This window comes from uncultured Aquimarina sp. (assembly GCF_947496855.1).
GTDB lineage: Bacteria > Bacteroidota > Bacteroidia > Flavobacteriales > Flavobacteriaceae > Aquimarina.
Genome location: NZ_CANMED010000001.1, coordinates 280,966 through 293,228, shown reverse-complemented (window position 1 = coordinate 293,228; position 12,263 = coordinate 280,966). Strand labels below are relative to the sequence as shown.

Below are 12,263 nucleotides of genomic sequence, written 5' to 3'. Positions count from 1 at the left end.
TTTTTTGGCTTCTTTTAATATTTATCTTTAATACAATAACCATATTAAGGTATCAAGTTTTTAGCAATAATATCTCGAAGATCGTTTTTATTTAGTGGTTTATTAATGATATCGTTCATACCTATGGCTAAGCATTCTTCCTGAACTTCTCCTAATTCTGCAGCAGTTAGTGCTATTATAGGAGTGGTTTTATCAAATTCTCTAATTCTTTTTGTGGCTTCGCTACCATTTAGGTAAGGCATATTAAGATCCATTAATATCAAATCAAAATCTTCTTTTTTAACCATTTGTACTGCATTAAAGCCATTTTCTACAATAACACAATCATACCCAATCAAGCCTAATAAATTTTTAGTTACAATCTGATTAATCTTGTTATCTTCTGCTACCAGTATCCTACGATAAACATTAGTCCCTTCGTTATTCCGTTCATTTACAGACTGTTCATTCCCATCCTCTAATATTTCTAATGTTAAGTCAAAATAAAACTTAGCTCCTCGTCCTTCATTACTTTCCAAATAGACTTTACTGTCCATCATTTCTAAAAGGTTTTTTACAATCGAAAGTCCCAAACCTGTACCTTCTACCTTATTAGACTCCCTATCAACTTGAGAAAATTTCTCAAATACAAAATCTTTTTTATCTTCAGGAATTCCTACTCCACTATCCTCTACCTCATAACGAATATAAATGGTGCTTTTTTCTTTATTGAGTATTTTAATTCTCAACCATATTCTTCCATTTTCGGTAAACTTAGAGGCATTCCCAATCAAATTAATCAGAATTTCAGATAATCTAAGTGAATCAACATTTAGAGAATCTGGTAAATCATTTGGCACATCCAGAATGAGTTCATTTTCTTTACTTTTTGCTTGATACTCAAATGAATTCAGTAAATTTTGCGATAACTTAAAAAGGTTTGTTGGTGTTTTTGCTAATCTTACTTTATTGGATTCTATCTTACTTATTTGTAGTACATTATTAATTAGATTTAAAAGATAGTCTCCAGAAAACTTTAATGATCCTAATAACTGCCTATGTTTCTCTAATACATCTTTATCCTCTAGCAGTAATGAAGTTATTCCTACGACTCCATATAATGGAGTTCTGAGTTCGTGACTAACTGTCGATATAAATTGAGATTTTACTTGGGTTAGTTTTTCAGCTTCAGCTTTAGCCTCCACAAGTTCTTTGTTTTTATCTTTTAATACATCATTTAGTTTTTTCTTTGATCGATATCCTATGTATAAGAAAAATGCCGTAGCAAATAAAAATATCAAACTTGCAACAGAAATAACATTAATTATTCTGTTATTATTTGCCATTTTGGTTTGATACTCATTTTCAGTTTTTGTTACTTCTAATTCTCTTTTATACTCGTCTACATTAAAACTAACTCTTGCTATTTCTATCTGTTTCAGTTTTTCCTTATTGTAAACTTTATCTTTATACTCTTGAAAACGTTTAATATCCTTGTAAGCTTCTGCAACATTACCATTTTTTTCGTTCATCTCTGCTCTCGCTTCGTAAAGATAAGATAGCTCTAATAGCATATTATGCTTTTCTGCAATCCCAATAGATTCTTTAAAATATTCGGCTGCTTTTGCATGTTGATTTTGACTTAAGGCAAGTCTACCTTTAAGATAATATACCTCACAATATCCCTCAATATCCCTATTTTCTACTACTAATTTGTTCGCTTCTTCTAAATATGGAATAGCTTTATCAAATTCTTTTGCATCTATATAAGTCCAAGCTAGATTAATTACTGGAGTCATATATTCTTTTGAGTCGTTTAACAATTTTCCAAGCTCGGTAGCTTTACTGTAGAAGACCAGCGAAGTTTCTAAATCTTTATAACCATCTGAATATACATTACCTAAACCATTATTATTCCATAATACAAGTAATGAATCGTTTGCTTGTTCAGCATATCTTAGTGATTTTTCAAAATATTGCTCTGCATTTTTATAATCAACAAGTGTTTCATAATTATAGCCCATTAAATAATAGGCCTCCGATTTATAATGATCATTATCCAACTCATGCGCATAATTCGCGGCCTTAATTGCATACTCAAGAGATTCCTTAATCTTATACTCGAAGGTTAAATCATTAGCAGTATCTATTAAATATTGTAGACTGTCATTAATGGGGAATTTTGATTCTTTCTGACTACAAACCAAATAAGGGATAGAGAATACAAAATATGTAAATAGAAATATTTTCCTCAAAATATATAACTTTTATAAATGTCTTAATTTCTCCAATACAATGATATCAACTATCACTAAATGTATTCTATCTTTAAGGTTAATTTACTAAAAAAAAACAGAAAAACGTTGGTTTTGTATATTTAAGATAAAGATGCACTCACATATTATTTTGTTTTTTTACTCTTTTTTGTGATACTATAAATTCCTAAAATTACAATACCAGCACCAATAATCTGTATTAGCGATAAACTTTCTCCCAAAAAGAAAAAGGCAAGTATAATGGTAGATATTGGACCTAGACTACCTATAATAGCAACATTTGAAGCTCCTAACTTAGCTATTGCATAGGAAATAAGATACGACGGAATTATAGTGGAGAAAAAAGCCATCAGAATACCCAAGACATATACTTCTGAAGAATAACTTAAGAGGTTTCCTCTATCAAAAACTACATATTGAAAAATTATACATAAAGAAGATACAATCATTGCGTACGAAGTAAACGCAATAGCTCCAAACTTAGGTATTAACCAGCCGCTACCTACTAAATAGGTTGCATAAGTAAGGGCACTTAGGAAAATTAAAGATACTCCTGAAATAAGATTTGACGTATCTAATTGAAGTTCTTGCCAAAAGGTAATCACCACTCCTATATAGGTAATAATTATGGCTACCAACTGTTGTTTCGTTATTTTATTTTTTAAAAATATTCTGGAAATGACAATAACCAAAGTAGGATATACAAATAGAATTATCCTTTCTAATCCCGCTTTTATATATTGTAATCCCAGGAAATCAAAGTAACTGGCTAAATAATACCCTACAAAACCAAAGAATATGATCCACAAATAATCTACTTTTCTTATTTTTTCAGGGTTTGAAGGTTTATTAAGTGTAGCTATAACAAAATAGAAAGGAAGAGAAAATGCCATCCTAAATAATAATAAATGTTCTGAACTTATATGATACTTATAAGCCATTTTAACCATTACTGCTTTTGCAGAGAACAAAACCACACCAATAACTGCTAAGATAATTCCTAAAGAAATCTGTTTAGATTTTTGCATCAGATAAAAATAAACGCAATATTTTCTATTCTTTTTCTGAATTCATAAAAATTACGATGTCCAACAAAAAACCTCCTAGAAAAATGATCTAAGAGGTTTTGTATAAAAAATAAACTTGTATTTATATTATACATTAAATAAGAAATGCATTACATCACCATCACTTACTACATATCCTTTTCCTTCTACGCCTAGCTTACCTGCTTCTTTTACTTTAGCTTCACTACCATAAGACACATAATCGTCATACTTAATTACCTCTGCACGTATAAATCCTTTTTCAAAATCCGTATGGATCACACCTGCTGCCTGAGGAGCTGTAGCACCAATAGGAATAGTCCAAGCTCTTACTTCTTTTACTCCTGCAGTAAAATATGTTTGTTGATTTAACAGCTTATAAGCTGCACGAATCAATACGGATGCTCCAGGCTCTTCTAATCCCATATCTTGAAGAAACATTTGTCTTTCTTCATAATCATCAAGCTCCGTTATATCTGCCTCGGTTCCAACGGCCAGAATAATTACTTCCGCATTTTCTGATGCGACCGCTTCCTTTACTCTTTTTACGTGATCATTACCTTTAACAGCGGCATCTTCGTCTACGTTACAAACGTATAACACTGGTTTATCTGTAATAAATTGTAACGGTATTACAAACGCTAAATGATCATCCTCAGAAACTTCGATTGCTCTTACAGATATTCCTGCTTCTAAACCTTCTTTTAATTTTAGTAGTACTGCCTCTTCTTTCTGAGCTTCTTTATTACCGGTTTTTGCAGCACGTTTGATCTTATCTAACTTTTTTTCCAGTGTTTCAAGATCCTTCAATTGTAGCTCTATATCTATAGTCTCTTTATCACGAATTGGATCAATAGAACCATCGACATGTATGATGTTATCATTATCGAAACAACGTAACACATGAATAATCGCATCTGTTTCTCTAATATTTCCTAAAAACTGATTTCCTAAACCTTCTCCTTTACTTGCTCCTTTTACCAATCCAGCAATATCCACAATCTCTACAGTAGCTGGTAAAACACGTTCAGGATTCACTAATTCCTCCAATTTTTCTAATCTAGAATCAGGAACATTTACTACTCCTATATTTGGTTCAATTGTACAAAATGGGAAGTTAGCACTTTGCGCTTTCGCATTAGACAAACAATTAAAAAGTGTTGATTTTCCTACGTTTGGTAATCCAACTATTCCTGCTTTCATATTTTTGTATATATAAGGGTAAAAACGATGTTTTTCTAATTTTTTGAGAATGCAAAGATAACAGTATTAACGCATAGTATACAAATACTATGTAAAGAGATTGTGATTAACAGTAATTTCAAAAGCTATACATAAAAAAGCTAATTAAAGTAATAGCCTAATTACTATAAGTTACTTTTTCGTAATTTTACAATACCAAATAAACAAACCAATGAAAATGTTAAAAAACCTAGCAACAATTATGCTTTTTTTGTGCACCTTCATAAACTATGCACAATCTGAAGAGAAAAAAGAAGAAAAAGAGAAAGCTGAGGCTAAAGAAAATACTTCTGAAGAAGTGGTAACTAAAATAATCAGAATTAAGGGTGCTAATGGAGAAGAAAAAGTAATCAAACAGCAGCAGGTGATTACCAAAAAAAGTGAAGTGAAATTAAGTCCTGATGAAGAAGATGGCGAAACCAATAGAACTGCTGTATATACACCACAAAAGGTGTCTGTTAAAAACTCCGGAACAACTTCTAATGAAAATATTTATAGTAGTATCCCTGATGGCTCAGGTTACATATTAACGCTTATTGATGAAAAAGGAGAAAAAACATCCAAAGCTAAACCTGTTTCTAATGGTTATTATATCATAAATAATGGTGCTAAAGATAATTGTTTAGGACGTTTTGATGAGTCTAAAAACCTAATTCTAGAAACCTATGATACGGTTAAGGATTCTATTATCACTTTAACTTACAAATTAAAATAAACTGTATTGTTTATTGTATCAAAATGATCTTAAAATAGATAGGTTATTTTTATTGTTTATTTCATTAGTTTAAAAAAACCTCCTAAATAAATTTAGGAGGTTAATCTACAATATAAAAATGTTATTTATATTATATTAATTATTAGGAGATACTTGTAGATTTTTAATTAATACCTGACCATAAACATTCGAACTTTCGTGACTGCTACTTGTTGATTGTAAATAACAACCAGCTTTAAAGTAATTTTCATTAGCATTACCTATATCTACAGATTCAAATAATTCTGCTATTCTATTACCGCTATTATTTAAGTTATACAATCTAACAACTCCATTACTCATAGTTAACTCAAAATAATATTCTGTATCCATTTGCATATTAAAATCAATGGTTCTCCCGCTTCCTTCAATTTCTTCGGTAACATATCCTAATATTCTTAAATCAACAGATCCTGAGTTTTGACCACTACTACCTTGAACCTGAACTCTAATAACATCATCATAAGAGTCATCTCTCTCATGGATTTGACCAAATGCTAATTTACCAGAAGGAGGTAAATCTTCTATTTTGAACCTCCATTTCATCGAGTGTTCTGTATTAGTATTACCATTCCAATAGCCATCTCCTCCATTAATAACTTCTCTTAACTCAGATCTAGGATTACTAGATCCTCCAGAGGTAGGATTCCCAGGATAACATCTAAATGCAGCGTATCCATCCTTATCAAAGAAGAAATGGCTTTCATTTTTACTTGCATCATCTGCATAATTTAATCCGTTATCATTACTACCTACATTAAGATTACCGCTAAAACCATTTAATTTCCAACCATTTCCTATAATACTTGCGGCAGTTCCTCCTGTTGGGGGAGGTGGAGGATTGATCGTACCTCCTACTTCGGTAAAAAACCATCTAAATTTATCATTCCCATTCCAGGAACGCGACTCTACATTTGCACCGTTAGAAGTACTTCCTCCAGCAACACCAATAGATTTTCCACTATCGCGAGATTTTAATCTATAATATCCACTACCAACACTTATAATTTGCCATTCCTGATGACTACTTCCATTATAAGATCTTGATTCAATATTAGCTCCATTACTATTACTTCCATCCTTAACCGTAAGTGACTTACCGCTATCTATTCCCTTAAGTCTAAAATAACCGCTTCCTACGCTGATCACCTGCCATTGTCTATGGGTACCACTTGCGTTGCCCCACTGTTGTACGTTAGCACCATTGTTGTTGCTCTTATTTGCAACATCCATATGCAATCCACTTTTTTTATTTCTCAAATAATAAGTTTTTCCTGCAACTGGAGTTGCTTTTTGGAAAACTTCATCTTCTAAATCAGATTCTGTGGAATTCACTAACTCTTCTGATTCGCAAGAAACTAAAGCTACAAAGGTTAGCAACAAGAAAGTTTTAACAAGAAAAGGTAAAAACACCTTAATTCTGTGACTTACATAAGTTTTCATAATTGTGAATTTTAATTATTAATATTATTTGTGTTAAATATTTGGTTATCCAATAAAATTATTGGTCAACCAATTTAGTTATAACAATATTAATGATTAATTAACACAACTCAAACGTTTTCGTAAAATATTTTAATATTATAATAAATATCGTTAAAAATTTAACTTAAATAATATTAAATTTTTATTCTTAAGGCTATTAATATTCTCAAATTAGACAAATAATACAACAGATTTTTGAGTAGATTACAAAACATTTCTCAATAGATAAAAAAAAACCGTCTAAAAATAATTAGACGGTCTTGTATAATATCTGTAAGATTAATTATCAGGAGATACCTGTAAATCTTTTATTAGCACTTGACCAAAAACATTAGAACGTTCGTGACTACTATTAGTCGATTGTAAATAACACCCTGCTTTAAAATAGTTTTCATTAGCATTACCTATATCTATAGACTGAAACAACTCTTCTATTCTATTTCCACTACTATTCAGATTATATAAGGTAACTACCCCATTACGCATCGTTAACTCGAAATAATACTCTGTGTCCAACTGCATATCAAAATCAATTGTTCTTCCTTCACGGTCTTCAACCTTCTCAGTTACATAACCTAATATTCTCAAGTCTACTTCTCCAGAACTTTGACCAGCATCCCCTTGCACCTGAACTCTTATGACATCATCATAAAAATCATCCTTCTCATGAATTTGACCAAATGCTAATTTACCAGAAGGAGGTAAATCTTCAACTTTAAACTTCCACTTCATAGAGTATTCTGTATTTGTATTACCATTCCAATAATCATCCCCTCCATTGATGACCTCTCTCAATTCAGATCTTGAGTTACTAGACCCTCCAGAAGTAGGGTTTCCTGGATAACATCTAAATGCAGCATATCCATCTTTTTCAAAAAAGAAATGACTTTCATTTTTACTTGCATCATCTGCATAATTTAGTCCATTGTCACTACTGCCGATATTTAAGGCCCCCGTAAATCCATTTAACTTCCATCCAGGGCCAATAATACTAGCTGCACTTCCTCCTGGAGGCGGAGGTGGACCTTGAGGAGTGGCAGTAATTGTTCTAGCATCGGATATATTTCCTGTATTATCTATAGTTACGACCGTAAAAGTATATGATGTACCATTAGTTAAACCATTAATAGTTCTGTTTTCTCCAGATGTTGTAGTGTTTCCACCAGCATATGTAATCCTTACATTATTAAAATCAGCGTCTCCGGGGTTATTCCAATTTAAAGCTACAGAACTATTACCTGCTACCGCACTTAATCCAGAAACTGGTGCGGGTGGAGTCGTATCTCCAGAGTCATCGTCTTCTCCATAAATTTCTGTTTCTATGATACTATTCCAGCTATTACTAGAATTACCGAAACAAGATATTCTCACATATCTAGCTTCTACATCTTCAAAATCAAAAGTTTCTAGTCCTTCTGTAGTGCCACTACTTCCACTTGTTTTCGCATCAAATACTGTGCTTAAGGAAGATGTTGAGTTACCAACTCTAATTTTAAAATACGCTCCTCTTTCATCCCCTTTAAACCAAGCAATTTTTAAACTTGATATTGTTTTTGTAACACCAAGATCATAGGTTATATATTTACCCGTGTATCCATTAGACGACCATCTTGATTCTGTATTTTCAATTTCGCCATCAACCGTATTTTCTGGTCCATACCCAGTTTGATTTCCATTGGCAGAAACACTAATCGGTATTATCTGACCAGGATCAGTTGGTCTTTCTATCAAAGTACTATTAAGTGTAAAATCATCAAAACGAACATCTCCACTATTTCTTATCCCTAAAATAGTCACTGAAGACGCACTTCCACTGTTAAATATAACAGAAATCTCTTCAAAATCAATTGTGTCGAAATCATTTGATTGTCCTCCCACGGAAAGCTCACCATCTCCTTTTACCCAAGCTTTAAGAATATAATCTGTATTTTGACTTACATCAAGGGTTTGTTCTATTTTACCGGAAGAACTGGTTATCTTACCTGATTTGGTTCCAGAGTTTTTATCACTTGAGATTGCATAATTTTCGGGATCTCCCCAATTAACTTCTCCAAACTCAAATCCAGGGTTTTGAATAGGAATCGAAATTTTAATTTCCGAATCACCTTTAATAGTTTCTAATAGCTCATCATTAATCGCTTCATTTGTACAGCTTACTGCCGTAAGAAATAGTATCACTATAAACCTTGCAATAGATAACGAAAAAAGTCTCTTTTTTCTAATAATAAATGTTTTTTTCATTGTTAATGATTGTTTTTAAAATGTTTACGTTTTTTAAAATTATGAGTTTAATTGAAATGGTTAACCAGTCTTATAATTGGTTAACCAATTATTTTGCAATGATAATAATTTAGCCTAAAGGCACAAACGTTTTCATAAATTATACGGGGAAAAAACACCTAATTATTAAAAGATTAACATACTACCAATTACTTTGTTAAAATTAACAAAATGATTAGCAAGTATTATTAAATAATTATAAATCAAGTACTTAATTTTAAAATTCAATTCTTTTTTCGAAAAGTGAATGTAACAAGTACTTAATTAAAGTTTTAACCGTATCGGACAACCGACTACTAAAAAATAGAATTCGTTACGATCTAGTTAGTATTCGTTTCTCTCTGGTCAACCAATTAAGCTCATTTTTAAATCTATTACTCTTACTGTAAAATTCACAAAAACCTTCTACTAAAAACAAAAAATTCACAAGAACATTCGGCACTACCCGTAAACTTGTAATAAATACAGCCACTAAACATAAGTTCTAGATTAATTGAATATCTTTAATTACTAAACCAATAAATATATTCACATGAAAAAACTCACACTCATTTTATTTAGTTTATTCACAAGCTTAACCTTTAGTCAACAAATTGTTACCGGAATAGTAACTGATGTTTCAGGATCACCCATACCTTTTGTTAACATCATCGAAAAGGGATCTAATAAAGGAACTACAACTGATGATGACGGAAAGTATACTATTGCAGTAGATGAAAATGCCATCTTGGTGTTTAGCTTTATAGGTTTCCAAGCTCAAGAAATTCCTGTAGGTACTAGCAGCAAGATTGATGTTGTTCTCTTAGAAGGAGAAGCACTTAGCACAATCATTGTAGTAGGATCTAGAAGCCCTAAACGTACTGCAACAGATACTCCAGTAGCTGTTGATATTATCGACATGCAGGATATTGTCACAAAAAGTGGTAAAATAGAAATCAATGAATTATTACAGTACTCTGCTCCTTCTTTTAATGCTAATAAACAATCTGGTTCTGATGGTGCTGATCATATTGATCCTGCAAGTTTACGAGGTTTAGGTCCTGATCAAACATTAGTTTTAATTAATGGAAAAAGAAGACACAGTTCTTCTCTTATTAATATCTTTGGTACTAGAGGTAGAGGAAATTCTGGAACGGATCTTAATACGATTCCTGCAACTTCTATTAAAAGAATCGAAATTCTAAGAGATGGTGCTGCTGCACAATACGGTTCTGATGCTATAGCTGGAGTTATAAATATAGTACTAAAAGATAATATTGATAAACTAAGCGGTAGTATAAGTTACGGTGCATACAATACAAATGCCAAAGGTGATTTTCCTGAGGGAACTCCAAATACTGATGGTAATCGTTTGGACACTGAAAATGATGGTAACCAATTAGCTGATGATAAAAGTCTAGATGGTGGTTCTGTAAAAGTAACTGCCAATTACGGAGTTGGTATCGGAGAAAAGGGATATATTAATTTTACCACAGAATATTTAAGTAAAAACAAAACCCTCAGACCAGGGTTTGATTTTAGAAGAGGTTTTGGTGAAGCAGCAATAGATGGCTTTAATTTTTTTGCCAATACTAGTATTCCATTATCAGATAAAACTGAGCTATATGCCTTTGGAGGAAGAAATTACCGAGATACAGACGCATTTGCGTTTACTCGTAATGGAGGTGAACGTGTCGTAACTGAAATTTATCCTAACGGATTTACTCCAAGAATTACCTCTAATATTATTGATAACTCGATTTCTGCCGGCATAAGAACTGAAACGGATAGTGGCTGGAAAATTGATCTTAGTAATACATGGGGGAAAAACAATTTTCATTATTTTATTGAGGGTACACTCAATGCCTCACTTGAAGAAAATTCTCCATTAGAATTTGATGCAGGAGGACATAGTTTAAGTCAAAACACAATTAATCTAGACTTCTCTAAATATTATCCAAAAATTGCTAAAGGCTTAAACATGGCATTTGGAGCAGAATATAGAACAGAAAATTTTATCATATTTGCTGGAGAAGAAGGCTCTTATGCCACTTATGACATTAATGGTTTACCCATTATCAATCCTGCAACACAAATACAACCTACTTTTACCGATCCTGATACGGGAGAAGTATCTGCAAGACCAGGTGGATCACAAGGCTTTCCTGGATATAGCCCTGCTAACGAAGTAGACCGATCTAGATCTAATCTATCGCTGTATGCAGATGCAGAATTAGACATTACAGATGCATTTCTCTTAGCAGGAGCTGCTAGATTTGAAAACTATAGTGATTTTGGAAGTACTATTAATGGAAAACTAGCATTTAGAGTAAAAGCTTCAGACAATATAAACATCAGAGGTTCTGTAAGTACTGGGTTTAGAGCTCCTTCATTAGCACAAATTTATTACAACCTTAGATTTACTGATTTCCAAGGAGGTATTGCTACAGAAACTTTATTATCTCCAAACAATAGTCCTGTAACGGCATCTTTTGGAATAGATCGATTAAAAGAAGAAACTTCTTTAAATGGATCCTTGGGTGTTACTGCTAAATTAGGCGATTTCTCTGCAACTGTAGACGGTTATTATATTGATATCAAGGATCGTATTGTGTTGACCGGTACTTTTGAAGCAACAGATTTTGACAATGTAAATGAAGCTCAATTTTTTGCTAACGGAGTGGATACGGAAACCGTAGGTATGGATGTTGTACTTTCCTGGAAAAGTAATTATGATTTTGGAACATTATCAGCCTTATTCGCTGGAAATGTCAATAATATGTACATTACCTCTGTTAACACCGACCTAGATGCAGATATCTTTTTTGGAAAAAGAGAGCAAGCATTTTTATTAGCTTCAGCACCAAGAAGTAAATTTGCTTTAAATCTGAATTATAATACTGATAAATTTAATGCAGGTCTTGGTTTGACTCGTTTTAGTGATATCACTTTAGTCGATTTTGTAGATACAGAGGATGAATATAGTGCAAAAATAACTGCTGATCTTACATTAGGTTATAAATTATCTGAAAACCTAAAGGTTACTATAGGTGGAAATAATATCACTAATGAATATCCTGACCAACAAGATGATGGAGAAACCGAGGCTGGTGGATACTGGGATTCTGTACAAATGGGATTCGGTGGTGCGTATTATTATGCTAGATTAGATTTCAATTTCTAAATAGTTTAAAAGTTTTACTATCATAGTAAACGGAGCCG

Annotated in this window: 7 protein-coding genes; 2 read left to right on the top strand and 5 right to left on the bottom strand. The window is 32.2% G+C overall.

Annotation, left to right across the window (positions count from 1 at the left end; translation table 11 throughout):
* Window positions 1-44: 44 nt before the first annotated feature.
* From Q0921_RS01340 to ychF, 3 genes are all read right to left on the bottom strand, one after another.
* On the bottom strand, window positions 45-2,234 hold the full coding sequence (locus tag Q0921_RS01340; RefSeq protein ID WP_299252156.1) for a response regulator: 2,190 nt from the start codon (window positions 2,232-2,234) through the stop codon (window positions 45-47).
* Window positions 2,235-2,380: 146 nt separating this feature from the next.
* Window positions 2,381-3,283 (bottom strand): DMT family transporter, encoded by a 903-nt coding sequence (locus tag Q0921_RS01335; protein WP_299252153.1) that lies wholly within the window; start codon window positions 3,281-3,283, stop codon window positions 2,381-2,383.
* A 126-nt stretch (window positions 3,284-3,409) separates the two neighbouring features.
* A complete protein-coding gene (ychF, locus tag Q0921_RS01330) occupies window positions 3,410-4,504 on the bottom strand; it encodes a redox-regulated ATPase YchF (RefSeq protein WP_299252150.1) in 1,095 nt (364 codons plus the stop codon).
* 211 nt (window positions 4,505-4,715) lie between these two features.
* On the opposite strand from ychF, the gene Q0921_RS01325 reads away from it, so the two are divergent.
* Window positions 4,716-5,258: a hypothetical protein gene (locus tag Q0921_RS01325; protein ID WP_299252147.1), complete on the top strand. Its 543-nt coding sequence runs from the start codon at window positions 4,716-4,718 to the stop codon at window positions 5,256-5,258.
* A gap of 135 nt (window positions 5,259-5,393) precedes the next feature.
* Here Q0921_RS01325 and Q0921_RS01320 read toward each other — a convergent pair whose 3' ends face one another.
* Both Q0921_RS01320 and Q0921_RS01315 read right to left on the bottom strand, forming a co-directional pair.
* Complete coding sequence (locus Q0921_RS01320; protein ID WP_299252144.1) at window positions 5,394-6,740, bottom strand: RICIN domain-containing protein; 1,347 nt, start codon at window positions 6,738-6,740, stop codon at window positions 5,394-5,396.
* Window positions 6,741-7,061: 321 nt separating this feature from the next.
* Complete coding sequence (locus Q0921_RS01315) at window positions 7,062-9,023, bottom strand: polysaccharide lyase family 7 protein (protein ID WP_299252141.1); 1,962 nt, start codon at window positions 9,021-9,023, stop codon at window positions 7,062-7,064.
* A 571-nt stretch (window positions 9,024-9,594) separates the two neighbouring features.
* Here Q0921_RS01315 and Q0921_RS01310 point away from each other — a divergent pair.
* Entirely contained in the window at window positions 9,595-12,225 is a 2,631-nt protein-coding gene (locus tag Q0921_RS01310) for a TonB-dependent receptor (RefSeq protein WP_299252138.1), read from the top strand.
* Window positions 12,226-12,263: the final 38 nt, after the last annotated feature.

What these genes read in the sequence shown, in the direction of transcription:
- Q0921_RS01335 (WP_299252153.1), bottom strand. Translation starts at nt 3,283, where the DNA reads ATGCAAAAATCTAAACAGATTTCTTTAGGAATTATCTTAGCAGTTATT.
- ychF (WP_299252150.1), bottom strand. Translation starts at nt 4,504, where the DNA reads ATGAAAGCAGGAATAGTTGGATTACCAAACGTAGGAAAATCAACACTT.
- Q0921_RS01325 (WP_299252147.1), top strand. Translation starts at nt 4,716, where the DNA reads ATGAAAATGTTAAAAAACCTAGCAACAATTATGCTTTTTTTGTGCACC.
- Q0921_RS01320 (WP_299252144.1), bottom strand. Translation starts at nt 6,740, where the DNA reads ATGAAAACTTATGTAAGTCACAGAATTAAGGTGTTTTTACCTTTTCTT.
- Q0921_RS01315 (WP_299252141.1), bottom strand. Translation starts at nt 9,023, where the DNA reads ATGAAAAAAACATTTATTATTAGAAAAAAGAGACTTTTTTCGTTATCT.
- Q0921_RS01310 (WP_299252138.1), top strand. Translation starts at nt 9,595, where the DNA reads ATGAAAAAACTCACACTCATTTTATTTAGTTTATTCACAAGCTTAACC.